Genomic DNA, 26,392 nt, shown 5'->3' with positions numbered 1-26,392 from the left:
CTTTTCAAAAGTAAAAATGATAAAATAAAACAAATTAAATAAGAGGAGTGTCAAATGACAAAAGCTAACTTTGGTGTCGTAGGTATGGCCGTAATGGGTCGTAACCTTGCCCTTAATATTGAATCTCGTGGTTACACAGTTGCTATCTACAACCGTAGTAAAGAAAAAACTGAAGATGTAATTGCTTGCCATCCTGAAAAGAACTTTGTACCAAGCTATGACGTTGAAAGTTTTGTAAATTCAATCGAAAAACCTCGTCGTATCATGCTCATGGTTCAAGCTGGACCTGGTACAGATGCTACAATTCAAGCCCTTCTTCCACACCTTGACAAGGGTGATATCTTGATCGACGGAGGAAACACTTTCTACAAAGATACAATCCGTCGTAATGAAGAATTGGCAAACTCAGGTATCAACTTTATCGGTACTGGGGTTTCTGGTGGTGAAAAAGGTGCCCTTGAAGGTCCTTCTATCATGCCTGGTGGACAAAAAGAGGCCTACGAATTGGTTGCGGATGTTCTTGAAGAAATCTCAGCTAAAGCACCAGAAGATGGCAAACCATGTGTGACTTACATCGGTCCTGATGGAGCTGGTCACTATGTGAAAATGGTTCACAACGGTATCGAGTATGGTGATATGCAATTGATCGCAGAAAGCTATGACTTGATGCAACACCTGTTGGGCCTTTCTGCAGAAGATATGGCTGAAATCTTTACTGAGTGGAACAAGGGTGAATTGGACAGCTACTTGATTGAAATCACAGCTGATATCTTGAGTCGTAAAGACGATGAAGGCCAAGACGGACCAATCGTAGACTACATCCTTGACGCTGCAGGCAACAAGGGAACTGGTAAATGGACTAGCCAATCATCACTTGACCTTGGTGTGCCATTGTCACTCATCACTGAGTCAGTATTTGCACGTTACATCTCTACTTACAAAGAAGAACGTGTGCATGCTAGCAAGGTTCTTCCAAAACCAGCTGCCTTCAAATTTGAAGGAGATAAGGCTGAGTTGATTGAAAAAATCCGTCAAGCCCTTTACTTCTCAAAAATCATTTCATACGCACAAGGTTTTGCTCAATTGCGTGTAGCTTCTAAAGAAAACAACTGGAACTTGCCATTTGCGGACATCGCATCTATCTGGCGTGATGGCTGTATCATCCGTTCTCGTTTCTTGCAAAAGATTACAGATGCTTACAACCGTGATGCAGACCTTGCCAACCTTCTTTTGGATGAATACTTCTTGGATGTTACTGCTAAGTACCAACAAGCAGTGCGTGACATCGTAGCTCTTGCTGTTCAAGCTGGTGTACCAGTGCCAACCTTCTCAGCAGCTATTACTTACTTTGATAGCTACCGTTCAGCTGACCTTCCAGCTAACTTGATCCAAGCACAACGTGACTACTTTGGTGCCCACACTTACCAACGTAAAGACAAAGAAGGAACCTTCCACTACTCTTGGTATGACGAAAAATAAGTAGGTCTGCCATGGGGAAACGGATTTTATTACTTGAGAAAGAACGAAATCTAGCTCATTTTTTAAGTTTGGAACTCCAAAAAGAGCAATACCGAGTTGATCAGGTTGAGGAGGGGCAAAAAGCCCTCTCCATGGCTCTTCAGACAGACTATGACTTGATTTTATTGAATGCTCATCTGGGGGATATGACAGCCCAGGATTTTGCAGACAAGCTGAGTCGAACTAAACCGGCTTCAGTCATTATGGTCTTGGACCATCGCGAAGACTTGCAAGATCAGATTGAGGCAATCCAACGCTTTGCCGTTTCTTACATCTATAAGCCAGTTATTATTGAGAATTTGGTGGCTCGTATTTCAGCGATTTTCCGAGGTCGGGACTTTATCGACCAACACTGTAGTCAGATGAAGGTTCCAACGTCTTACCGCAATCTGCGTATGGATGTAGAACATCATACCGTTTATCGTGGCGAAGAGATGATTGCTCTGACCCGTCGTGAGTATGACCTTTTGGCTACTCTTATGGGAAGCAAGAAAGTTCTGACTCGTGAGCAGTTGTTGGAAAGTGTCTGGAAGTATGAAAGTGCAACCGAAACGAATATCGTAGATGTCTATATCCGTTATCTACGTAGCAAGCTGGATGTAAAAGGTCAGAAAAGCTACATTAAAACCGTTCGTGGTGTCGGTTACACCATGCAAGAATAGAAAAGCAGTTACAGTTATGTAACTGCTTTTTTGGAGGGGGTTTTATATATTGACATGCAGTTTGGTCTTTGCTATAATCAGCTATGGAGGATAGGTCTAATGAAAATAATAAAAAAATTGATGCAAATCGCATTAGCAGTCTTGTTCTTTAGCTTACTGGCAACAAGTGCAGTATTGGCGGATGATGCTGATTCAGAAGGTTGGCAATTTGTCCAAGAAAATGGTAGAACCTACTACAAGAAGGGTGACATCAAAGAAAAGTCCTGGCGAGTGATTGATGGCAAGGCCTATTATTTTGATCATGTATCAGGAGAGATGGTTGTTGGCTGGCAATACATCCCGTTTCCATCTAAAGGAAGTACCATTGGTCCTTACCCAAATGGTTTAAGATTAGAATCTATGCCAATGCCACAATGGTATTACTTTGGTAAAGATGGGGTCCTACAAGAATTTGTTGGCAAGCAAGTTTTAGAAGCAAAAACTGCTACCAATACCAACAAACACCATGGGGAACAATATGATAGTCCAGCAGAGAAACGAGTCTATTATTTTGAAGATCAGCGTAGCTATCACACTTTAAAAACTGGTTGGATTTCTGACGAAGGACATTGGTATTATTTACAGAAGGATAGTGGCTTCGATGCTCGTATCGACAGTTTGACGGTTGGGGAGCTAGTGCGTGGTTGGGTCAATGATAACTCAACTTGGTACTATCTAGATCCAACAACTGCTACAATGCAAACTGGTTGGAAGCAAATTGGCAATAAGTGGTACTACCTCCGTTCATCAGGTGCAATGGCAACTGGTTGGTATCAAGACGGCTCAACTTGGTATTATTTAGACCAGCTAAATGGTGATATGAAAACAGGCTGGCAATACCTTGGTAACAAATGGTACTATCTCCGTTCATCAGGAGCTATGGCAACTGGCTGGTTCCAGGTCGGTAGTAAGTGGTACTATGCTTATAGCTTAGGTGCTTTGGCAGTGAATACCACTGTAGATGGCTATTCTGTCAATTATAATGGCGAATGGGTTCAATAATGAAAGAGGCGATTGTGAAGGAAACAATCGCTTTTTTTGTGAAAATATAATAAAATAGATAGGAAAGAACAAATACTTGTATGAAAAATGAGACGGCTTTTTCGTCTAGTAAAAGGAAAAAATGACAAAAAAAATTGGTGTCGGTCAGGCACATAGTAAGATTATTTTAATAGGGGAGCATGCGGTCGTTTACGGTTATCCTGCCATTTCCCTGCCTCTTTTGGAGGTAGAGGTGACTTGTAAGGTAGTTCCTGCAGCGAGTCCTTGGCGCCTTTATGAGGAGGATACCTTGTCCATGGCGGTGTATGCTTCACTTGAACATCTAAATATCAAGGATGCTTGTATTCGCTGTGAGATTGACTCGGCTATTCCTGAAAAACGGGGAATGGGTTCGTCAGCAGCTATCAGCATAGCGGCCATTCGTGCGGTATTTGCCTACTATCAGGCAGAACTGCCTCATGATGTACTAGAAATCTTGGTCAATCGGGCGGAGATGATTGCCCATATGAATCCGAGTGGTTTGGATGCTAAGACCTGTCTCAGTGACCAACCTATTCGCTTTATTAAGAATGTAGGATTTACAGAGCTTGAGATGAATCTATCCGCCTATTTGGTGATTGCAGATACAGGCGTTTATGGTCACACTCGTGAAGCCATCCAAGTGGTTCAAAACAAGGGCAAGGATGCCCTACCGTTTTTGCATGCCTTGGGAGAATTGACACAGCAAGCAGAAGATGCGATTTCACAAAAAGATGCTGAAGGACTGGGGCAAATCCTCAGTCAAGCGCATTTGCATTTAAAAGAAATTGGGGTCAGTAGCCCTGAGGCAGACCATCTGGTTGAAACGGCTCTTAACCATGGTGCTCTGGGTGCTAAGATGAGCGGTGGTGGGCTTGGAGGCTGTATCATAGCCTTGGCAGACAATTTGACATATGCACAAGAACTAGCAGAAAGATTAGAAGAGAAAGGAGCTGTTCAGACATGGATAGAGAGCCTGTAACAGTACGTTCCTACGCAAATATTGCCATTATCAAATATTGGGGAAAGAAAAAAGAAAAAGAGATGGTGCCTGCTACTAGCAGTATCTCTCTGACTTTGGAAAATATGTACACAGAGACGACCTTATCGTCTTTACCGACGGATGCGACTTCTGATGCCTTTTATATCAATGGTCAGCTACAAAATGAGGCGGAGCATGCCAAGATGAGTAAGATTATTGACCGCTACCGTCCAGTTGGAGAAGGCTTTGTCCGTATCGATACTCAAAACAATATGCCTACGGCAGCGGGTCTGTCCTCAAGTTCTAGTGGTTTGTCTGCCTTGGTCAAGGCTTGTAATGCTTATTTTCAGCTTGGATTGACTCGGAGCCAGTTGGCACAGGAGGCTAAGTTTGCCTCAGGATCTTCCTCTCGGAGTTTTTATGGACCATTAGGTGCATGGGATAAGGATAGTGGAGAAATTTACCCTGTAGAGACAGACTTGAAACTAGCTATGATTATGTTGGTCTTGGAGGACAAGAAAAAACCAATCTCTAGTCGTGATGGGATGAAACTCTGTGTGGAAACTTCGACGACCTTTGATGACTGGGTACGTCAGTCTGAGAAGGACTATCAGGATATGCTGGCTTATCTCAAGGAAAATGACTTTGCCAAGGTTGGGGAGTTAACGGAGAAAAATGCCCTGGCTATGCACGCTACGACAGAAACAGCATCACCAGCCTTTTCTTATCTGACGGATGCAAGCTATGAAGCCATGGACTTTGTCCGCCAGCTTCGTGAGCAAGGGGAAGCTGGCTACTTTACCATGGATGCTGGTCCTAATGTCAAGGTCCTCTGTCAGGAGAAAGACTTGGAGCATTTATCAGAAATCTTCGGTCAACGTTATCGCTTGATTGTGTCAAAAACAAAGGATTTGAGCCAAGATGATTGCTGTTAAAACTTGCGGGAAACTCTATTGGGCGGGTGAGTATGCTATTCTAGAGCCAGGGCAGTTAGCCTTGATAAAGGCCATTCCCATCTATATGAAGGGCGAGATTGCTTTTTCTGACAGCTACCGTATCTATTCAGATATGTTTGATTTTGCAGTGGATTTGACACCAAATCCTGCCTACAGCTTGATTCAAGAAACAATTGCTTTGATGAATGACTTCCTCGTTTATCATGGGCAAACCTTGCGACCTTTTTCTCTAGAAATTCGTGGGAAAATGGAACGAGAAGGGAAAAAGTTTGGTCTAGGTTCTAGCGGTAGCGTCGTTGTTTTGGTCATCAAGGCTCTGCTAGCTCTGTATAAGCTTTCGGTTGATCAGGATCTCTTGTTCAAGCTGGCCAGTGCTGTCTTGCTCAAGCGCGGAAACAATGGTTCTATGGGGGACATTGCCTGTATTGTGACAGAGGAATTGGTTCTCTACCAGTCATTTGATCGCCAGAAGGTGGCTGCTTGGTTGGAAGAAGAAAATTTGGCGACAGTTTTAGAGCGTGATTGGGGATTTTCAATTTCGCAAGTGAAACCAGCCCTAGAATGTGATTTCCTAGTGGGATGGACCAAGCAAGTGGCCATATCGAGTCAAATGGTCAAGCGAATCAAGCAAAACATAGACCAGAATTTTTTAACTTCCTCAAAAGCAACGGTATCTGCTTTGGTAGAAGTCTTGGAGCAGGGGAAAGCAGAAAACATCATCAAGCAGGTGGAAACAGCCAGCAAGCTCTTGGAAGGCTTGAGCGCAGATATTTACACGCCTTCGCTTAGACAGTTGAAAGAAGCCAGTCAAGATTTGCAAGCTGTTGCTAAGAGTAGCGGCGCTGGTGGTGGTGACTGTGGGATTGCCTTGAGTTTTGATGTGCAATCAACCGAAACCTTAAAAAATCGTTGGGCTGATCTGGGGATTGAGCTCTTATACCAAGAAAGGATAGGACATGACGACAAATCGTAAGGATGAGCACATCCGCTATGCCCTTGAGCAGAAAAGTTCCTATAATAGCTTTGATGAGGTGGAGTTGATTCATTCTTCCTTGCCTCTTTACGACCTGGATGAAATCGATCTGTCGACAGAGTTTGCTGGTCGAAAGTGGGACTTTCCTTTTTATATCAATGCTATGACAGGTGGGAGTGAAAAAGGTAAAGAAATCAATCAAAAACTAGCTCAGGTGGCGGAAGCCTGTGGTATTTTATTTGTAACAGGTTCTTATAGCGCAGCCCTCAAAGATCCAGCAGATGACTCTTTTTCTGTCAAGTATGATCATCCAAATCTCCTTCTTGGAACCAATATTGGATTGGACAAGCCTGTCGAGTTAGGACTTCGGACTGTAGAAGAGATGAATCCTCTTCTCCTACAAGTGCATGTCAATGTTATGCAGGAATTACTCATGCCAGAGGGAGAAAGGAAGTTCAGAAGCTGGCAATCGCATCTGGCAGACTATAGCAAGCAAATTCCTGTTCCGATTGTCCTAAAGGAAGTCGGCTTTGGAATGGATGTGAAGACCATTGAAAGAGCCTATGAACTGGGTGTTCGTACAGTGGACATATCGGGTCGTGGCGGTACCAGCTTTGCTTATATCGAAAATCGTCGCAGTGGTCAACGTGATTACCTCAATCAATGGGGGCAGTCCACCATGCAGGCCCTTCTCAATGCCCAAGACTGGAAAGACAAGGCTGAACTCTTGGTTAGTGGAGGGGTTCGGAATCCGCTGGATATGATTAAGTGCTTGGTCTTTGGAGCCAAGGCTGTGGGATTGTCACGAACCGTTCTGGAATTGGTTGAAACCTACACAGTTGAAGAAGTGATCGACATTGTTCAAGGATGGAAAGACGATCTGCGTTTGATTATGTGTGCCCTTAATTGTGCCACCATAGCAGATTTGCAAAAAGTAGACTATCTTCTTTATGGAAAATTAAAAGAAGCAAAAGATCAGATGAAAAAGGCGTAACCACCGCCTTTTTTTCCATCCTCAGACTGAGGTGACTTTTTTGAATTGTGATAAAATAGAAGGGAGAGGATGAACCAATGAGAAAATTTAAAATCTTTTTATTTATCGAAGCCTGTCTTCTGACAGGAGCTCTGATGTTGATGGTTTCAGAGCATTTTTCGCGTTTTCTGCTGATTCTATTCCTCTTTTTGCTTTTGATTCGCTATTATACTGGTAAAGAGGGCAATAATCTTCTTTTAGTGGTGGCAAGCATTCTCTTCTTTTTCATCGTCATGCTCAATCCTTTTGTGATTCTAGCTATTTTTGTTGCGGTCATCTACAGCCTCTTTCTTCTTTATCCGATGATGAATCAGGAAAAAGAGCAAACCAATTTGGTGTTTGAAGAGGTGGTGACGGTTAAGAAGGAGAAAAATCGTTGGTTTGGAAATCTCCATCATTTTTCAAGCTACCAAACTTGCCAGTTTGATGATATCAATCTCTTTCGTCTCATGGGTAAGGACACCATTCATCTGGAGAGGGTCATTCTAACCAATCATGACAATGTCATTATCCTCAGAAAGATGGTAGGAACCACTAAAATCATTGTACCTGTAGATGTGGAAGTCAGTCTCAGCGTTAACTGTCTCTATGGGGATTTGACTTTCTTCAACCAGCCCAAGCGAGCCCTCCGCAATGAACACTATCATCAGGAAACGAGAGATTATCTCAAGAGTAACAAGAGTGTCAAGATTTTCTTGACCACTATGATTGGGGATGTGGAGGTGGTCAGAGGATGAAAAAACAAGTCTATGTAATCATTGCCGTCACCTCCGTCCTATTTGTCTTATTTCTGTCCCACAGCTTGCTGGAAATTCTTGATTTTGACTGGTCTATTTTCCTGCATGATGTCGAAAAAACAGAAAAATTTGTCTTTTTGTTGTTGGTATTTAGCTTGTCCATGACTTGTCTTTTAGCTCTGTTTTGGCGAGGTGTCGAAGAGCTTTATTTAAGAAAAATGCAGGCCAATCTCAAGCGTTTATTGGCAGGGCAAGAAGTGGTTCAGGTTGCAGATCCAGATTTGGATGCCAGTTTCAAGTCCTTGTCAGGTAAACTTAACCTTTTGACAGAAGCTCTTCAAAAAGCTGAAAATCAGAGTCTTGCTCAGGAAGAGGAAATCATCGAGAAGGAACGGAAGCGGCTTGCTCGGGATTTGCACGATACGGTCAGTCAGGAGTTGTTTGCGGCTCACATGATTTTGTCAGGTGTCAGCCAGCAGACTTTGAAATTGGATAGAGAAAAGATGCAGACCCAGTTGCAGAGTGTCACAGCTATTTTAGAAACAGCCCAGAAGGACTTGCGGGTCTTACTCTTGCATTTGCGACCAGTTGAATTGGAACAAAAGAGCTTGATAGAAGGGATTCAAATTCTTCTAAAAGAGCTTAAGGACAAGAGTGATCTTAAGGTTAGTCTCAAGCAGAATGTGACGAAATTGCCTAAGAAAATCGAGGAGCATATCTTCCGTATCCTGCAAGAGTTAATCAGCAATACCCTACGCCATGCTCAGGCATCTTGTTTGGATGTTTATCTCTATCAGACAGATTTTGAATTGCAACTGAAGGTGGTGGACAATGGGATTGGTTTCCAGTTGGGGAGCTTAGACGACTTGAGTTATGGACTTCGTAATATCAAGGAGCGGGTTGAAGATATGGCAGGAAGGATTCAGTTATTAACAGCTCCCAAGCAAGGGCTGGCAGTTGATATCCGTATTCCCTTGCTCGATAAGGAATGATAAAGGAGTAAAGATGAAAATTTTACTAGTAGATGACCACGAAATGGTCCGATTGGGCTTGAAAAGCTACTTTGACCTCCAAGACGATGTAGAAGTTGTAGGTGAGGCTACCAACGGATCTCAAGGCATTGAGTTGGCCTTGGAACTGCGTCCAGATGTTATTATCATGGATATTGTCATGCCTGAAATGAATGGAATTGACGCGACCTTGGCTATCCTCAAAGAATGGCACGAAGCCAAGATTTTGATTGTGAGCTCTTATTTGGACAATGAAAAAATCATGCCCGTCTTAGATGCAGGTGCTCGGGGCTATATGCTCAAGACTTCTAGTGCAGACGAACTACTTCATGCTGTTCGTAAGGTGGCTGCAGGTGAGCTGGCTATTGAGCAAGAGGTCAGCAAAAAAGTCGAATACCACCGCAATCACATAGAACTACATGAGGACCTGACTGCTCGTGAGCGAGATGTTCTCCAACTCATCGCTAAGGGCTACGAAAATCAGCGTATCGCAGACGAACTTTTTATCTCTCTCAAGACGGTCAAGACTCATGTGTCCAACATCCTTGCCAAACTTGAAGTCAGCGATCGCACCCAGGCTGCAGTCTATGCTTTTCAGCACCATTTGGTAGGGCATGAGGAGTTCTAGATGAGTCTAACAGATTTACTTGTTGAGCTAGAAGCAGCAAAAGATTCAAAAAAGGCAGGGCCCATGGAAGCCTATATGCGCCATCAATTTTTCTTCCTAGGTATTGCGGCTCCTGAAAGAAATGCACTCTATAAAAAATACTTTCCAGAAGCGGAAAAAACAAAGATTATCGATTGGGATTTTGTAGATACTTGCTGGGAAAAAGAGTCTAGAGAATACCAGTATGTGGCTGCCAATTATTTGAAAGCAATGCAGTCTTATCTAACGGAGAACGATTTACCTAAGCTTGAGCGGTTAGTCGTCACAAAATCCTGATGGGATACCGTAGATATCCTAGATCGAGTAGTAGGGAGTTTGGTGTATGACCAACCTGAACTAGAAGAAATAATCTTAAAATGGAGCCTATCAGATAATATCTGGCTGAGACGTGTCGCTATTGACCACCAGTTGTTAAGAAAAGAGAAGACCAATGTTCAATTAATGGAAAAGATTCTGCTTCATAATTTGAACCAAACAGAATTCTTTATCAATAAAGCCATTGGCTGGGCTCTAAGAGACTACTCCAAAACCAATCCAACTTGGGTAGCAGGCTTCATTGAGAAAAACAAGGAAAGAATGGCTGACTTTAGTATCAAAGAAGCAAGCAAGTACCTCTAGCGTTGATTGAAAAGCACATTCATTACTTGAAAAAAGTCGCTCGTTTATGTTATAATAGACTGTATTTAAAAAATTTTAAGGAGAAATGACAGAATGTCTGTATCATTTGAAAACAAAGAAACAAACCGTAGTGTCTTGACTTTCACTATCTCTCAAGACCAAATCAAACCAGAATTGGATCGTGTCTTCAACTCAGTGAAGAAATCTCTTAATGTTCCAGGTTTCCGTAAAGGTCACCTTCCACGTCCTATCTTCGATAAAAAATTTGGTGAAGAGTCACTTTACCAAGATGTTATGAACGCTCTTTTGCCAAACGCTTATGAAGCAGCTGTAAAAGAAGCTGGTCTTGAAGTGGTTGCACAACCAAAAATTGACGTAACTTCAATGGAAAAAGGTCAAGACTGGGTTATCACTGCTGAAGTTGTTACAAAACCTGAAGTAAAATTGGGTGACTACAAAAACCTTGAAGTATCAGTAGATGTAGAAAAAGAAGTAACTGATGCTGACGTTGAAGAGCGTATCGAACGCGAACGCAACAACTTGGCTGAATTGGTTATCAAAGAAGCTACTGCTGAAAACGGCGACACTGTTGTTATCGACTTCGTTGGTTCTATCGACGGTGTTGAATTTGATGGCGGAAAAGGTGAAAACTTCTCACTTGGACTTGGTTCAGGTCAATTCATCCCTGGTTTCGAAGACCAATTGGTAGGTCACTCAGCTGGCGAAACTGTTGATGTTATCGTAACATTCCCAGAAGACTACCAAGCAGAAGACCTTGCAGGTAAAGAAGCTAAATTCGTGACAACTATCCATGAAGTAAAAGCTAAAGAAGTTCCAGCTCTTGACGATGAGCTTGCAAAAGACATCGACGAAGAAGTTGAAACACTTGCTGAATTGAAAGAAAAATACCGCAAGGAATTGGCTGCTGCTAAAGAAGAAGCATACAAAGATGCCGTTGAAGGTGCAGCAATTGATAAAGCTGTAGAAAACGCTGAAATCGTAGAACTTCCAGAAGAAATGATTCACGAAGAAGTTCACCGCTCAGTAAACGAATTCCTTGGAAACTTGCAACGTCAAGGTATCAACCCTGACATGTACTTCCAAATCACTGGAACTACTCAAGAAGACCTTCACAATCAATACCAAGCAGAAGCTGAATCACGTACTAAGACTAACCTTGTTATCGAAGCAGTTGCCAAAGCTGAAGGATTTGACGCTTCAGAAGAAGAAATCCAAAAAGAAGTTGAGCAATTGGCTACAGATTACAACATGGAAGTTGCTCAAGTACAAAGCTTGCTTTCAGCTGATATGTTGAAACACGACATCACAATCAAAAAAGCTGTTGAGTTGATTACAAGCACAGCAACAGTTAAATAATCTTATACTCTTCGAAAATCAAATTCAAACCACGTCAGCGTCGCCTTACCGTACTCAAGTACAGCTTGCGGCTAGCTTCCTAGTTTGCTCTTTGATTTTCATTGAGTATTAATAAACGAAAAGCCCACCTGATTAGGTGGGTTTTCTTATGCACTATTTTCCAAAAATCTCTTTGAAGTCTGCGTCTGTAATCCCAATCATAGCGGGGATGCTGTTCCAATTTTCTTCGGTCAGGATGTAGGATTGTTCAGATGCACTTGATGTGGCAGTTTCAGAGACCGCTGGTTGCTTTTCTTCAACATTCTCCAATAAATCACTGAAGCGTTCAATCAGATAAGTTTTTCGAGCAGTTCCGATGTGTTGAGTAGCATAGTCGAAGGCCTGTAATTCACCTAGTAAGATAAGTTTGCTTTTGGCGCGTGTAATGGCTGTATAGATGAGATTGCGCTCCAGCATACGCCTACTAGCACTAGTGATAGGTAGGATGACAACAGGGAACTCACTTCCCTGTGATTTATGGATGCTCATGGCATAGGCCAGGCGAATCTTGTACCATTCGTTACGTGGGTAAGAGACCTCGTTGCCATCAAAATCAATGACAATCTCGTCTTGTTTCGACTCGGTGTATTTACCAGGAATCAGGTCTGTGATAGCTCCCAAATCTCCATTAAAGACATTGATTTCAGCATCGTTGACCAAATGAATGACCTTGTCGCCCTTCCGATAGTGGCACTGGGGAGCTTCAAAACTGACTTGATCTTTTTGTGGTGGATTAAGAAGGTCTTGCATGAGCTGGTTGATGGCATCAATCCCTGCAGTACCTCGGTACATGGGAGCCAGAACTTGGATATCACGAGCAGGGATACCACTTCTTAGGGCAGCGCCTAAGATTTTTTCAATCGTAGCTGGAATATGGCCACTAGCAATTTCAAAGTAGGAACGGTCAGCTTTTTTCTGGGTGAAATCAGCTGGCAGGATGCCCTGTCTAATCTGACTAGCTAGGGTGACGATAGTTGATTCTTCGCTTTGTCGGTAAATTTTTTCCAAGCGAGTCTGAGGGATCAAAGGAATATGAAGCAGATCCGCTAGAACCTGTCCAGGGCTGACAGACGGTAGCTGGTCGCTGTCGCCTACGACGAGGATTTTACTGTTAGAAGAGATGTTTGAGAAGAGTTGATTGGCCAGCCAAGTATCTACCATGGAAAATTCATCCACGATGATAAAGTCGGCATCCAGATAATCTTCCAGATGGCTGGTATCATCGTCACCTGTCATTCCTAAGTGGCGATGTATGGTAGCGCTAGGCAAGCCTGTTAATTCATTCATGCGCCTAGCGGCTCGACCAGTTGGAGCAGCAAGAAGAATCGGTAAATTGCTTTTTTTCCTGAGGTCAAGTCCTTCTAAGAGGGCATAAACAGCGATGATCCCATTGATAACCGTTGTCTTACCAGTACCTGGACCGCCTGTCAGAATAAAGACCTTGTTCTGGATAGCATCACAGATAGCTTGTTTTTGAATACTATCATACTCAATTCCCAGTTCTTCCTCGACAGTAGTGATATGTTTTTGAATAGTTTCTAAATCTTGGCGCTTCTGTTTTCCTTTTTCAAGGATACGAACCAAGTGACTGCGGATGCCTTCCTCCGCGAAAAAGAGGCTGTTGTCAAAAATCTTGGTATCAACCTGCTGAACCTTGTCTTCTTCGATTAGGTGGGAGAGCTCTTGGGCCACTTGGCTGGGATCCAGTTCCACGGGGCGGGAAGATTCAAGGAGAGTAAGGGTTTGTTCTAGCAAATCCCGTGCTTCAACATAGGTGTCCCCTGTTTCCATACAGGCCTGAAAAAGACTATGAACCAGACCGGCACGGAAGCGCTCAGGAGCCTGACTTTCGATGCCTAGTTCCTCAGCTAGTTGGTCAGCAATGGTAAATCCCAAGCCCTTGATATCTTCAACCAATTGGTAGGGATAATTTTCAACCACATCAAGGGTTTCTTCCTTGTAAAAGTCTTGAATCTGAAAGGCTAGTTTGTTGGGAATGCCGTAGTTGGCTAGTTTGGCCAAAACCATCTCCGTTCCGTAGTTGAGACGGAGAGTGGAGACGAAAGCCTCGCGATTTTTGGCAGAGAGCCCTGAGATGCCTTCTAGCTTTTCTGGGTGTTGCAGAATTTCGTCAATGGTATTGTCGCCATAGGTGTCGACGATTTTCTGAGCAGTCTTAAGACCAATCCCCTTGAAATGGCTACTTGAAAAGTACTTAACCAAGCCCTTGCTAGTTGGTTTTGCGCGTTCATACCGGCTGATTTGCAGTTGTTCCCCATACTTGGAGTGCTGGACAATTTGCCCCCAAAAAGTATAGTCTTCTCCCTCAATCACGTCAGCCATGGTCCCTGTGACAATGATTTCAAAATCATCAAAATCCTCTGCGTCCGTATCGTCGATTTCTAGGAGGAGGATGCGATAAAAATTGCTGGGATTTTCAAAAATAATCCGTTCAATGGTTCCTGAAAAATAAACTTCCATAAGATTCCTTTGCATAAATAGGTGAGAGTTAATACTCTTCGAAAATCTCTTCAAACCACGTCAGCTTCGCCTTGCCGTATATATGTTACTGACTTCGTCAGTTCTATCTACAACCTCAAAGCAGTGCTTTGAGCAACCTGCGGCTAGCTTCCTAGTTTGCTCTTTGATTTTCATTGAGTATAACTTTGTTTTTATCTTAATCAAACTGGATAGTGAATAATCATATTCTCACGATAGAAGAAGAGGCTGAGATTGGTGATTCTCGGCCTCTTAGGTCTCTTAAAATGTTCCGATACGGGTGATTGGCCAGAAGCGGAATTTAGCTTCCCCTGTGATATCTTTTGCCTTGAAGGTGCCTACGTGGCGACTGTCACTTGAAACCAAGCGGTCGTCTCCAAGGAGAAGGTATTCTCCTTCTGGAACAGTAAAGCTAAAGTTGGTATTGTAGTTGACATCAACTGTGAAGGCTTGAGCTTTTTGAGCGATACTTCTAAAGAAAGTTCCTTTATTTCCTTCAAAGCCCTTGCCTGAGTAGGTGCTTTGGAGTTTGTCATCCTTGAAACGTTTGATGTAGTCTGCTAGGTAAGGCTCATCTGTCTCTTTGTCATTGATGTAAAGTTTATCGTTTTCGTAACGGATAGTATCGCCAGGCATTCCAATCACGCGCTTGACAATGTCCTTATTGCCATCTTCCTCATGGGCAACCACGATATCAAAACGGTCAATAGGGAGGTGTTTGACAACAAAGAGAATTTCGCCATCCGCTAGGGTAGGATCCATGGAATGCCCTTCTACGCGGACATTACTCCAAAAAAAGATACGGCTCAAAGCTAGTAATGACAGAATCAGGAGGAACAATCCCCACTCTTTTAGGAAATTTTTAAATGAATTCATAATTTACCTTTCTAAGCGTTTTTTCGCTTTTTCAGTATTTTTAAAGTGCAGTTTGGCGCAGAAATTTAGTCCCTGCATACCATAGGCTTGTAAAATCTGGCTAGCCACCTTGTCAGAAGCCGTTCCAGCTCCACTTGGAAGTTGATAGCCCAGTTCTCGTCCCAGATTTTCAAGATTTTCCAGAAAGAGATCACGCGCAATGATAGAAGAAACTGCGACAGCCAAGTATTTTCCCTCAGCCTTTTCTTCCAAGCTGATAGGATTGCTGAAACGATTGGCCTCTTGTGCCAAGTACTTGTCATAATTTTTAGCACTGGTAAAGGCATCAATCACAATTTTCTCAGGCTGAGCACCTTTTTGAAGGAGGAGATAGATAGCCTGGTTATGGAGGGCTACCTTAACAGAAACCGCATTGTAGCGGTCTCCGATGACTTCGTTGTACTTGCTTGGTGAGAGAAGGAGTGCCTGATGCTGGATCTTTTCCTTGAGCATAGGGGCAATCTGACGAATCTTTTGGTCGGTCAGAGTCTTAGAATCCCCCACACCGAGTTTCCGCAAGAAGGCATGCTGGTCAGGTGTGACAAAGGAAGCCACAACTGCAAGCCCACCAAAGTAGGAACCATTCCCCACCTCATCTGTCCCAATTAAAGGGAAATTTTGTCCCCTGTTTTCCTCTAGAACCTGATAGCCAAAGAAACTAGCATATTTCTCAGCCCCTTCACCCTGAAGTAAGACCTTTCCAGAAGTATAGATAGAAACCGTTGCTTGAGGTAGTCTCAAAAAGTAGCGAATATAGGGATTTTTACTGGGAGCCAGACTGGTTTGGTAGTGTTCAAGAAAAGCCTGAATCTCCTTTTCGCTTGGTGTGAGTGTTATACTTGCCATAGTTTCTATTGTACCACAAAAGCAGGCAAATTTGTAAAAACTGACAAAATTAGCGAATTTTGGTATAATATCGTGAGGTGAATTTTATGGCAAATCTAAATCGATTCAAATTTACATTCGGGAAAAAATCATTAACCTTGACAAGCGAGCATGATAACCTTTTTATGGAGGAAATCGCTAAGGTTGCGACAGAAAAATACCAAGCAATTAAAGAACAAATGCCTAGTGCAGATGATGAAACAATCGCTCTTTTGTTGGCAGTCAACTGTTTGTCAACTCAGCTCAGCCGTGAGATTGAATTTGATGATAAGGAGCAAGAATTAAAAGAACTCCGTCACAAGCTTGTGACTTGTAAGCAAGAACAGAGCAAGATTGAGGATTCCTTATGATTTCACTCCTTCTTCTATTGGTCTTGGCTTGGGGATTTTATATCGGCTATCGGAGAGGCCTGCTCTTACAGATTTATTACCTGATTTCAGCCATGGCATCGGCTTTTATGGCTGGTCAGTTTTACAAGGGGCTGGGAGAACAATTCCATTTATTGCTCCCTTATGCAAATCCGCAGGAAGGTCAGGGGACTTTCTTTTTCCCATCAGATCAACTCTTTCAGTTGGATAAGGTCTTTTATGCAGGTATTGGCTACTTGCTTGTATTTGGGATTGTCTATAGCATCGGTCGTTTGCTTGGTCTCCTCTTACACTTGATTCCTAGTAAAAAACTGGGTGGTAAGTTGTTCCAAGTTTCAGCAGGGATCTTGTCCATGTTGGTGACCTTATTTGTCTTGCAAATGGCCTTGACCATCTTGGCGACCATCCCCATGGCAGCTATACAAAATCCTCTTGAAAAGAGTATCGTCGCAAAACACATCATCCAGAGCATACCGGTAACAACTAGTTGGCTCAAACAAATCTGGGTGACAAATTTAATCGGATAAAAAGGGCAGGAGTTTTCCTAGCCCTTTGTTTACAGATTGACTCGAATCTATCAGAATGTAAAAAGCTATCACACCTAGACATTCAAAGACAAGGAAATAACGATGAACAAGAAAATATTAGAAACATTAGAGTTTAATAAGGTCAAGGCCTTGTTTGAACCCCATTTGTTGACTGAGCAGGGCTTGGAGCAATTGAGACAGTTGGCTCCGACTGCCAAAGCAGATAAAATTAAACAGGCTTTTGCTGAGATGAAGGAAATGCAGGCTCTTTTTGTTGAGCAACCGCATTTTACCATTCTTGCAACCAAGGAAATCGCAGGAGTCTGCAAGCGGCTGGAGATGGGAGCAGACCTCAATATCGAGGAGTTCCTCCTCTTGAAGCGCGTGCTTCTGTCTAGCCGAGAGCTGCAAAGTTTTTATGCCAATCTGGAAAATGTTAGCTTGGAAGAATTAGCCCTATGGTTTGAGAAATTACATGATTTTCCGCAATTACAAGGAAATCTTCAGGCCTTTAATGATGCGGGTTTCATTGAAAATTTCGCCAGTGAAGAATTGGCGCGAATCCGCAGAAAAATCCATGATAGCGAGAGTCAGGTACGCGATGTTTTACAGGACCTGCTCAAGCAAAAAGCGCAGATGTTGACAGAAGGGATTATTGCCAGCAGAAATGGCCGTCAGGTTCTACCTGTCAAAAACACCTACCGCAATAAGATTGCAGGTGTCGTTCATGATATTTCTGCTAGCGGAAATACTGTCTACATCGAACCCCGTGAGGTGGTCAAACTGAGCGAAGAAATTGCCAGTTTGCGAGCAGATGAGCGTTATGAAATGCTTCGCATTCTCCAGGAAATCTCGGAGCGTGTTCGCCCTCATGCGGCTGATATTGCCAATGATGCTTGGATTATCGGCCATCTGGACTTGATTCGTGCCAAGGTTCGCTTTATCCAAGAAAGACAAGCAGTTGTGCCTCAGCTATCAGAAAATCAGGAAATTCAACTGCTCCATGTCTGCCATCCTTTGGTTAAAAATGCTGTCGCAAATGATGTCCATTTTGGACAAGATTTAACAGCGATTGTTATTACAGGTCCCAATACAGGTGGTAAGACCATCATGCTTAAAACTCTGGGCTTGACACAGGTTATGGCTCAGTCAGGTTTGCCGATTTTAGCAGATAAGGGAAGTCGTGTTGGTATTTTTGAAGAAATTTTTGCTGATATTGGGGATGAGCAATCTATTGAGCAGAGCTTGTCTACCTTCTCTAGCCACATGACCAATATTGTGGATATTCTTGGCAAGGTCAACCAGCATTCGCTCTTGCTCTTGGATGAGTTGGGGGCTGGTACAGATCCCCAAGAGGGAGCCGCCCTTGCTATGGCTATTCTGGAGGACCTTCGCCTGCGTCAAGTCAAGACCATGGCTACAACTCACTATCCAGAACTCAAGGCCTACGGTATTGAGACAGCCTTTGTGCAAAATGCCAGTATGGAGTTTGATACTGCAACTCTACGCCCGACCTATCGCTTTATGCAGGGTGTTCCTGGGCGAAGTAATGCCTTTGAAATTGCTAAACGTTTAGGTCTATCTGAAGTTATCGTAGGAGATGCTAGTCAGCAGGTCGATCAGGACAATGACGTCAACCGAATCATTGAACAACTGGAAGAGCAGACGCTGGAAAGCCGTAAACGATTGGACAATATCCGTGAGGTGGAGCAAGAAAATCTCAAGATGAATCGTGCTCTCAAAAAACTCTACAATGAACTCAATCGTGAAAAGGAAACCGAGCTTAACAAGGCGCGTGAACAGGCTGCTGAGATTGTGGACATGGCTCTCAGTGAAAGTGACCAGATTCTCCAAAATCTCCACAGTAAATCTCAACTCAAGCCCCATGAAATCATTGAAGCCAAGGCCAAGCTGAAAAAATTGGCTCCTGAAAAAGTAGATTTATCTAAAAATAAGGTTCTTCAAAAGGCCAAGAAAAAAAGAGCTCCAAAGGTGGGAGATGATATCGTTGTTCTCAGTTATGGACAGCGTGGTACCTTGACCAGTCAACTCAAGGACGGCCGCTGGGAAGCCCAAGTTGGTTTGATCAAGATGACCTTGGAAGAGAAAGAGTTTGACCTTGTTCAAGCCCAGCAAGAAAAGCAAGTCAAGAAGAAACAGGTCAATGTCGTGAAACGAACTTCTGGTCGAGGACCTCAAGCCAGACTGGACCTTCGAGGCAAACGCTATGAAGAAGCCATGAATGAGCTAGATGCCTTTATCGACCAAGCCTTGCTCAATAATATGGCCCAAGTCGATATCATTCATGGTATCGGAACAGGTGTCATCCGTGAAGGAGTGACCAAATACCTACAAAGAAACAAACATGTTAAGAGTTTCGGCTATGCCCCACAAAATGCTGGAGGCAGTGGTGCGACTATTGTCACTTTTAAAGGATAAGAAAAGCCTGAGGAAATATGTGGTTCCTCAAGCTTTTTTCTTTTTTCTAGCCTAGACATCTAAAGGTTGTCCAGTGTGATTGAGCTGTGTGACAGTAACAAAGAAGTCCTCTCTCATTCGAGTCAGAAGTTGATTTGGATAGATTTTTTCAAAGTTATCGAGACTGGTAAAGATATGCTTAGCTAGTTCTAGACCTCTGACATCATCTTGTCTGAGAAAATTATTAGCCCGTTCCATGGAAAGATTAATCATCTCTGTCATCTTGGTACTCAATAGAGGGAAGGCATTAATTACTTCCAGAGTCTTCATTGCTAAATTCTCAGCCTTATCATAGTAGCCATTGACAGAATAATGCTTGATAGCAGTTCTTAAGCAGGCAATGTAGTAGTCAGCAGTACGGATTGAATGGTATTCAGTCTGTTTTTTTAGAGTATCTAATAAGTGGTAGAGTCTGTAGTCTAAAAATTCGATTGAAAAGTGAGGCAGGATAGATGAAAAGATATTCACTTCAATTTTATTCCAATCGTCCAATTCACTAAGATAGTTCTTGATATATTCTAGTTCTTGATAATCTTTTGGAGTCAGAAAAGAATTGCCGATGATGTTTGCGATAGCAAATTTATTGACTACACGATTGGCAATCACATAGTGTTCAGCGATTCCAGGATTTTCCAGAGGCTGATTAATCAAGCTAAGGATCTTTTTAAATTCACGCTTATAGGCCAAGTCAGCAACTTGAGCCTGTAATTTATGAAATTCAGTTGGGAACATCTGCGTTTTGAGACTATCAAAGGTTTCTTTATCAATTCCAATATTAGAAAGAATCTCTTCAAATTTTTGAATGGTTATTCGAGATTTTCCTTGCTCAAACTGACGTAAAAAGTGAGGAGTCACTGTAGTTCCAGCAGCTTCCTTCTGTGTAAATCCTCTCTCCTCGCGGATGGCCTTATAGACTAATCCATACACACTTTCATCTTGCATCCTAAATCTCCTCAAGTCCTTTTTTTCATTCTATCATAATTCTACCAGTTTTTAAGGAAATTTTTAGAAAAAAGTAATTATAGTTACGTTTTTTCGGGGGGGGGGGGGGGGGTAATTGTTCAATAAAGGTAAATATAGATACGCTTTTAGTAAATAAGGTAAATAGCATGCTATACTGTAACCGTAAACAACAAAATATAAAAGGAGATTACTTATAATTATAATTTGTTAAATGCCTCTACGAAATAATAGAGAGTTACTAAACAAGTTGTTATGAAAAGGAGTAGTTATGGCATTAAATATATTTGAAGTTGTTCGGTATGAAGGAGAAGATACTAGGAATATACTAGCTTGGCGACATCCTAATAAAAATATGAAACCTGGAACAACTTTGATTGTTAATCCTGGTCAGCGAGCTGTTTTTTTCTCAAATGGTCGAGCTGTTGAAAGTTATGAGGAAGGTAAACATAAGATTGATGGAAACAATACTCAGTTTCTATCTGGACTAAAATCTTTTGTCAGTGGGGGTGTGTCACCAGATTCTTCGTTCCTTTGGTTTGTCAACATGTACGATTTACAACCAATTGGATGGGGGACACCGTCACCGATATTGGTTAGAGATCCAGAAAGTCAAATTCCTGTTGAGCTAAAATCGTATGGGAACTTTATTCCGAGAATTGTTGATTTAGAAACTTTTATCTTAGAGTTTATGCCAAGCCATCCAGATATGATTACAGCTGATGTCTTTCAAAAACGCTTTAGACAAGCTGCTATAGGCATTATCAATTCAGCTGTTTCTCAGGTGGTTTATAACAATAAGATTGCAGTCATTGATATTGAAAAGCACACGTATGATATAGCTTTGGAATTATCAAAAATTTTATCAAATCATTTTTCTAAATATGGGATTAGTGTTGAAGAATTCAATATTGAATCTCTGAAGGTTAATAAAGATAGTCATGGTTATAAGGAGATTTTTGAATATCATCAAAGAGTTTTGACTTCCAAAGGTAAACGTGCAGGTCGTGACATTGAAGGTTACACTTATCAAGAAGAGCGTCAATTTGATGTTTTAGAAGAAGCAGCACAAAATGAAGGCTCTGCAGGTAACCTAATGGGAGCTGGTATGGGGATATCTATGGGACTTGGATTAGGAGCCCAATTTGGTAATTTGATGGGAAGTATGGGAAATACGCCTTCACCAGATAAACAACCAAATCAGAATCAATCCGTTTCAAATGAAGAAATCGGTTTAGCTAAGTTTTGTAGTCAATGTGGGACTGCATTTTTAGAGGGAGCTAAGTTCTGTTCCAATTGTGGTCAGGCAAGATAGGAGAAGAATATGAGTAAAAATATTTGGATTTATGTAGCTGGTGCTGTGACCATCATTACTACAATTATTTTAGGATTATTAATTCCGCATCTATCTATTTCTTTATACTATGTTGCCTTGGGATTTTTAGTAATAGCAGAGTTTGTGTTTTTCCTACAAATGGTTATCAAGCGTCAATTTACAGATTGGCTACCAATCAATGTAGTTACAGCTATTTGGATAATTGGGCAAGTTTTCATGATGCCTCTAGTACAAATTTTACCAAGTTTTCTATTTTGGATTATTGAAGTACTAGCAATCGGTTTGGTGGCCATTATAGGCTCTTTAACAGCAGCGGATAGCCACTATCGTAAAGAACGGGCAGAAGCTTTCTCAGAAAATGCAGAGGATGTTTTTAATACTAAAAAGGGAGATTATTGATGTATCAAATATTTAGATTTTTTAGTTTATACTTTATCGGCTTAACGAGTACTATGTTATTTGTTATTCTCATATCTTGGGGATTTAATGGATTCGATACTATAAGGTTTTTACGTTCATCACCAGTTATATTTACTTCTTTTTCTTTGCTTTTATCTGCCTTTGTTTATTATAGTTGTGGAGTTTTAGAAAATATCAAAATAAAAGCAAAAGCTTTAGATGATGTATATAATGGAGAAGAATCATATAAGGATTCCCTTGATGGAATGTATAATTTATACGATGATGAAAACAACATATACTATGAGGGAGAGGTTGAAAGTTTTTTTGAGACTGCCTGGAGAGTATTGGGAGTATTTATAAAGTGGTTTTTTCTTCAATTAGTATTTTTTGTTTTCAATATGATTTTTACGTCAAATATTGGAATAGAGGCTGGAGCGGGAATACTTTTTTCCATTGTAAGTTTTACTAGTATTGGTATATTTATTGGAATTCCTCTCTTTATTTTTCGTTTACTAGAATGGACGGAGGAGAGAGTTTTGACTTATACACCTTTGATGTCTTTAATCATAATACTCTATTCTGTTCCTAATGTTCCTTATATTATTTTTGCCCTACTATTGTTATGTATCAGACCTCGTGGAAGTTCTATAGCAGAAAATATTGAGGAATGTTTCACCTTTGAAAATTTAAAATATTATGCAACCTTACCTACAGCTATTTTGACAGTCGGTGTTTTTACAACTGCATCATCAAATAAATTATTAAGCTTTATTCTCATTATTGTTACATATCTTGTATGTTTAGTAACTGTCTTAGTAATGACTTATCAGGAGTCAAAACGAGACGAGGAGCGTAAGAAACAGAAGGAAATTAAAAATTTACATCGGATTTTTGCAAGACATAAAATTACAGAATATTCTTATGCGGTCATTTGTCCATCATGTAGTAGCTATAACATTCTTGAATTGGGTAAGGGGAAAGACTGTGGACATTGTGGAGCATGGCTATCTAGAGAGGAGAATTAAATGAGACGTCATCGTTTAATCATTACAAAGTTAATTTATCCAATACTATTTGTGATTAATGTCTACTTGGGTATTCAATTCTATTTATATTTCACATCTTTTCCAGATAAATTTATAAACTATGTCTCGCCTATATACTTGATTGTTTTCTCTGCTTTTGTTTTCTTCTTAGTCTTATCTTTCTTTGTTTTAATGAAGACACCTACTATGAAGAAATATGAAAAGAGTCTAAAAACAGTTTTAGAATATGAGAAACGTGATGAAGATGTTATTCAAAGTCAAGGACAAAAGATCAGCAAAGAAACAGATTATCGTTTATCTGCTAAACGAGTCTACTGTCCAACATGTGATGCACCAACAGAAGGTGTGGTTGGTTCTTCCCTAACCTGTGAAAATTGCGGGGAGATTTTTGAAGTATCTTAGTCATTAGAAATGGATAAAAAGTTAAGTATGGTTTCCCTGATATAAAAAAGTTAGTTTAAAAATCAAATAAAGTATAAATACAGATACTCTTTTCATAAAAATAGTAGAGTCCATACATTACTGTTAGTGTAAACAATAAAAATTTAAAGGAGGTTTTTGATGATGAAGTCAAAAACAGTTTTAGTAACTAGCCTAGCGGCTGCAACATTTGGTCTAGTGTCTCTTGTAGACACAGCAGGAGTTCTACCTTTTTCAGCAAAAACAGTGCAGGCTGAAATTACTCGTACCGAGAATCATGAGGTAAAATCTAAGATTACTCCAGGTTCAGAAAATAAAAAAATCTATGTTGATATGACTGTTCAAAGTGTACCTGGTAGCTCATATGCGTATATACGAGCAGATCTTATAAATAAAAATACTGGACAAATAGCTAAAAAAGAAGCTTTAGGAAGAAGATTTGATGCTACGTCTGTGCCCCGTACTTTACAAGATTCTACAACTTTTTCAAGTGTACCTGATGGAGAATATTATCTAAAATTTTATAGTGAAGATGAACTAACTTCTAAAACTTTACATATTTTCAGCGGTATATCAACGACATTCACTGTTAAGAATGAAAAATATGTCAATCCTCTAGACTCTTCAACTCATAAAGAAACGGAAAAACCAAAAGCTACTGAAACTCCAAAACAATCTACTAACTCAGGTCAGACTGGCTGGTCAGGTTCTTCTTACTACAAGGGTGGAGTTAAAGTAGTCAATCAATGGATTTTTGATATTCAGTACAATTCTTACTTCTACCTAAATGCTTCAGGTAATTTTGTTCAAAATGCTTGGTCAGGCAACTACTATCTTAAATCAGGCGGCTACATGGCTAAGAGCGAGTGGATTTATGATAGTAACTATAAATCATACTATTACTTGACAGCAGAGGGTAGCTATGCGCGTAATGCATGGGCAGGAAGTTACTACCTCAAATCAGATGGTAAAATGGCTAAGAGTGAGTGGATCTATGATAGTAGCTACCAATCATACTATTATCTAACATCAGAAGGAAGCTATGCTCGTAATACGTGGGTAGGTGACTACTATCTCAAGTCAAATGGTAAGATGGCAGTCAACGAACGTACCCCAGATGGCTACAAAGTAGATGGCTCAGGTAAGTGGGTTCGCTAGAATTATAGCTTGTGAGAAATGGCTTATAACAAATAAATAGAAATAGAAAACAATTTGCGAATAGGCAACATTTTGATACACTAAAAATAGTGAAAGGAATTGGCATAGGCTGGTTCCTTTCTCTTAGATAAGGGAGTAATATGAAAAAGTTATTATTAGCTACAACACTTTCACTGACACTAGTTCTAGGAGGTTGTCAGTATCTACCTTGGAATAAAAGCGCGGAACCAGCATCCGAGGAAGTAGCAAGTCCAGAGATAGATTACAGTTACTATAATAAAGTTTTGGATGACTATGAAAAAGTAGCGAAAGGCACCTTGCCGACAGGTATGGATGTCAATCCTCTGGCTAGTCAAGTAAAGTCTTCTCAAGGTTTTTACACAGATGTGGTTTATCACAAGACGGATCTGAATAATGATGGAGTAGATGAACTCTTGCTTGCTCTTGAAATGAAGAGTGGCGAAAAGAGTTTACTTGATATTCGTACTCTGAAAGACGAAAAGGTGATTCGTTTGACCAATCAAGAAAATCGTCTAGACCAGATTGGTGAGAGAATGACAGTCGGTATCTTGTCGGACAATTCCCTGCTTTATCGTGGAGCTGGTACAGCAACGAGTCACATCTATGCTCACTACCAATTTAGTGAAGACGGACAGTCTTTGGTAAAGGCTAAGGAGGCTCAAGAACTAGCGGATCTTGGGGTCGGTTCACCCATTTCTCTAGAGACTTTGAGCTGGAAGTCTGTTTCAGATAAGATTCCTGGCGGAAGCAGTGCAGACAAGGGTACAGATGAAACTAAACCAAGCATAGATTACAGTCCTTATAATAGTATTTTGAAGGATTATGAATTTATTTTAGACCATAAATCAGAGGTTAAGGATAACATCAATACAACTGCTAATGTCTATGCAGGGATGGCAGAACGCAGTCAAGCCTTCACCTATGCAATGGTTGATATGGATAAAAATGGCATTGATGAATTAGTTGTATCTTCGAAAAATGGTAGTGAGATTTTAGATATTTTTACACTCAAAGATCAAAAAGTCATTCGCCTCACCAATGCTGAAAATAAAATGCAGATGCTTGGAACACGCTTTAAGGCCTATCTCCTAGAAGATGGAAACCTTTATACCCAGTGGAATCCGTTCGCAGGAGACCCACAAACTATTCATACCATTTGGAAGTTGAATAGTAGTGGGGACAAATTAGAGAAGGTTAAAGAAGCTAAGACAGAGGATGAAGTCAGTCCTGGTGTTCGAATGAATCTATCTAATCTGACTTGGAAATCTGTAACAGAAAAATTTGCTGCAACAGCATCTTCATCAAATCAAAATACTTCAGGGAAAATGGATATAAATGCCATCAAAAATGGAGATTTTTCTAGTGTTGAAGGAAAATGGAGTAATGGTCACGGAGGAGAAGACTTAGTTTTTAGTAAGGATGGACTAGTGGCTCCAGAACAATTTACAGTTGAAGTTGCAGAATCAGAAATAGTCAATGATTTTCTACGAGCTCGCTATTCAGGTCCATCTTTTGGAGTCTTTATTCAATTCATACCAGCAGGTGTTAGAATACCTGATGAGACATCAATGGATGGATTAATATCAGACGCTTCGGATATTAGTAAAGATAGAATCATCTATCGTGCTTCATTTCCAGTACATAATAAACCAGAACAATTCTTATATCGTGTAGACTAGGAGTGAAACAGATTGATTTAATTAACAGCACCCCACGCACATGGGAATGCTCAATCTTTTTCTACTG

24 protein-coding genes and 1 pseudogene are annotated in these 26,392 nt (G+C 41.0%); 21 read left to right on the top strand and 4 right to left on the bottom strand.

Annotated elements, in window-relative coordinates:
* The first annotated feature begins 54 nt into the window (after positions 1-54).
* The 12 genes and pseudogenes from gndA (at position 55) to tig (ending at position 11,592) form a co-directional block, all read left to right on the top strand.
* Positions 55-1,479: an NADP-dependent phosphogluconate dehydrogenase gene (gndA, locus tag KV696_RS08300; RefSeq protein ID WP_000158778.1), complete on the top strand. Its 1,425-nt coding sequence runs from the start codon at positions 55-57 to the stop codon at positions 1,477-1,479.
* An 11-nt stretch (positions 1,480-1,490) separates the two neighbouring features.
* Positions 1,491-2,180 (top strand): response regulator transcription factor, encoded by a 690-nt coding sequence (locus KV696_RS08295; RefSeq protein WP_000518027.1) that lies wholly within the window; start codon positions 1,491-1,493, stop codon positions 2,178-2,180.
* Between the two features lie 99 nt (positions 2,181-2,279).
* On the top strand, positions 2,280-3,221 hold the full coding sequence (locus KV696_RS08290; RefSeq protein WP_219967384.1) for an N-acetylmuramoyl-L-alanine amidase family protein: 942 nt from the start codon (positions 2,280-2,282) through the stop codon (positions 3,219-3,221).
* A 121-nt stretch (positions 3,222-3,342) separates the two neighbouring features.
* A complete protein-coding gene (gene mvk / locus KV696_RS08285; RefSeq protein WP_219967383.1) occupies positions 3,343-4,221 on the top strand; it encodes a mevalonate kinase in 879 nt (292 codons plus the stop codon).
* Positions 4,203-5,156, top strand: a complete 954-nt coding sequence (gene mvaD / locus KV696_RS08280; RefSeq protein WP_219967381.1) for a diphosphomevalonate decarboxylase — start codon at positions 4,203-4,205, stop codon at positions 5,154-5,156. The genes mvk and mvaD overlap by 19 nt, the downstream gene beginning before the upstream one ends.
* The gene (locus KV696_RS08275; protein ID WP_219967379.1) at positions 5,143-6,150 is read left to right on the top strand and encodes a phosphomevalonate kinase; all 1,008 of its coding nucleotides are present in this window, start codon (positions 5,143-5,145) and stop codon (positions 6,148-6,150) included. The genes mvaD and KV696_RS08275 overlap by 14 nt, the downstream gene beginning before the upstream one ends.
* Complete coding sequence (gene fni, locus KV696_RS08270; RefSeq protein ID WP_219967378.1) at positions 6,134-7,144, top strand: type 2 isopentenyl-diphosphate Delta-isomerase; 1,011 nt, start codon at positions 6,134-6,136, stop codon at positions 7,142-7,144. The genes KV696_RS08275 and fni overlap by 17 nt, the downstream gene beginning before the upstream one ends.
* 77 nt (positions 7,145-7,221) lie before the next feature.
* Positions 7,222-7,920 carry a cell wall-active antibiotics response protein LiaF gene (gene liaF / locus KV696_RS08265; protein WP_042751861.1) on the top strand — a complete coding sequence of 233 codons (699 nt, stop codon included), beginning with the start codon at positions 7,222-7,224 and terminating at the stop codon, positions 7,918-7,920.
* Positions 7,917-8,912: an envelope stress sensor histidine kinase LiaS gene (locus KV696_RS08260; RefSeq protein WP_219967376.1), complete on the top strand. Its 996-nt coding sequence runs from the start codon at positions 7,917-7,919 to the stop codon at positions 8,910-8,912. Before liaF ends, KV696_RS08260 begins: the two co-directional genes overlap by 4 nt.
* Positions 8,913-8,925: 13 nt before the next feature.
* On the top strand, positions 8,926-9,558 hold the full coding sequence (locus KV696_RS08255) for a response regulator transcription factor (RefSeq protein WP_219967374.1): 633 nt from the start codon (positions 8,926-8,928) through the stop codon (positions 9,556-9,558).
* Positions 9,559-10,215: pseudogene (locus KV696_RS08250) on the top strand (DNA alkylation repair protein). It begins immediately after the preceding gene.
* A 93-nt stretch (positions 10,216-10,308) separates the two neighbouring features.
* Positions 10,309-11,592: a trigger factor gene (gene tig, locus KV696_RS08245; protein WP_219967372.1), complete on the top strand. Its 1,284-nt coding sequence runs from the start codon at positions 10,309-10,311 to the stop codon at positions 11,590-11,592.
* 153 nt (positions 11,593-11,745) lie between these two features.
* On the opposite strand, the gene recD2 is transcribed toward tig, so the two are convergent.
* The 3 genes from recD2 to rnhC all read right to left on the bottom strand — a co-directional run bounded on the left by recD2 (position 11,746) and on the right by rnhC (position 15,891).
* Positions 11,746-14,112, bottom strand: coding sequence for an SF1B family DNA helicase RecD2 (gene recD2 / locus KV696_RS08240; protein ID WP_219967371.1), 2,367 nt, complete (start codon positions 14,110-14,112; stop codon positions 11,746-11,748).
* 279 nt (positions 14,113-14,391) lie between these two features.
* Entirely contained in the window at positions 14,392-15,006 is a 615-nt protein-coding gene (gene lepB / locus KV696_RS08235; protein ID WP_001083986.1) for a signal peptidase I, read from the bottom strand.
* A 3-nt stretch (positions 15,007-15,009) separates the two neighbouring features.
* Complete coding sequence (gene rnhC, locus KV696_RS08230; protein ID WP_219967369.1) at positions 15,010-15,891, bottom strand: ribonuclease HIII; 882 nt, start codon at positions 15,889-15,891, stop codon at positions 15,010-15,012.
* 86 nt (positions 15,892-15,977) lie between these two features.
* On the opposite strand from rnhC, the gene zapA reads away from it, so the two are divergent.
* The 3 genes from zapA (at position 15,978) to KV696_RS08215 (ending at position 19,264) form a co-directional block, all read left to right on the top strand.
* A complete protein-coding gene (gene zapA, locus KV696_RS08225; protein WP_020901580.1) occupies positions 15,978-16,280 on the top strand; it encodes a cell division protein ZapA in 303 nt (100 codons plus the stop codon).
* Positions 16,277-16,825, top strand: coding sequence for a CvpA family protein (locus KV696_RS08220; RefSeq protein WP_023933107.1), 549 nt, complete (start codon positions 16,277-16,279; stop codon positions 16,823-16,825). Before zapA ends, KV696_RS08220 begins: the two co-directional genes overlap by 4 nt.
* 102 nt (positions 16,826-16,927) lie before the next feature.
* A complete protein-coding gene (locus KV696_RS08215; protein ID WP_219967367.1) occupies positions 16,928-19,264 on the top strand; it encodes an endonuclease MutS2 in 2,337 nt (778 codons plus the stop codon).
* Between the two features lie 51 nt (positions 19,265-19,315).
* Here the strand turns inward: KV696_RS08215 and KV696_RS08210 are convergent, their stop codons facing one another.
* Positions 19,316-20,245: a helix-turn-helix domain-containing protein gene (locus tag KV696_RS08210; protein ID WP_219967366.1), complete on the bottom strand. Its 930-nt coding sequence runs from the start codon at positions 20,243-20,245 to the stop codon at positions 19,316-19,318.
* 289 nt (positions 20,246-20,534) lie between these two features.
* Between KV696_RS08210 and KV696_RS08205 the strand changes: the two genes are divergently transcribed.
* The 6 genes from KV696_RS08205 (at position 20,535) to KV696_RS08180 (ending at position 26,325) form a co-directional block, all read left to right on the top strand.
* The gene (locus tag KV696_RS08205; RefSeq protein WP_140834361.1) at positions 20,535-21,578 is read left to right on the top strand and encodes an SPFH domain-containing protein; all 1,044 of its coding nucleotides are present in this window, start codon (positions 20,535-20,537) and stop codon (positions 21,576-21,578) included.
* Between the two features lie 9 nt (positions 21,579-21,587).
* Positions 21,588-21,998: a hypothetical protein gene (locus tag KV696_RS08200; protein WP_140834363.1), complete on the top strand. Its 411-nt coding sequence runs from the start codon at positions 21,588-21,590 to the stop codon at positions 21,996-21,998.
* Positions 21,998-23,026 carry a hypothetical protein gene (locus KV696_RS08195; RefSeq protein ID WP_140834365.1) on the top strand — a complete coding sequence of 343 codons (1,029 nt, stop codon included), beginning with the start codon at positions 21,998-22,000 and terminating at the stop codon, positions 23,024-23,026. Before KV696_RS08200 ends, KV696_RS08195 begins: the two co-directional genes overlap by 1 nt.
* Positions 23,027-23,449: a hypothetical protein gene (locus KV696_RS08190; RefSeq protein WP_219967365.1), complete on the top strand. Its 423-nt coding sequence runs from the start codon at positions 23,027-23,029 to the stop codon at positions 23,447-23,449.
* Between the two features lie 162 nt (positions 23,450-23,611).
* On the top strand, positions 23,612-24,625 hold the full coding sequence (locus KV696_RS08185; protein WP_219967427.1) for a PspC-like choline-binding domain-containing protein: 1,014 nt from the start codon (positions 23,612-23,614) through the stop codon (positions 24,623-24,625).
* A 140-nt stretch (positions 24,626-24,765) separates the two neighbouring features.
* Positions 24,766-26,325 carry a DUF6287 domain-containing protein gene (locus tag KV696_RS08180; protein ID WP_219967363.1) on the top strand — a complete coding sequence of 520 codons (1,560 nt, stop codon included), beginning with the start codon at positions 24,766-24,768 and terminating at the stop codon, positions 26,323-26,325.
* The last annotated feature ends 67 nt before the right edge of the window (positions 26,326-26,392 follow it).

The sequence above is a fragment of the Streptococcus humanilactis genome (genome assembly GCF_019448275.1).
GTDB classification, from domain to species: Bacteria; Bacillota; Bacilli; order Lactobacillales; family Streptococcaceae; genus Streptococcus; species Streptococcus humanilactis.
This window is presented reverse-complemented; position numbering and strand designations above follow the sequence as displayed.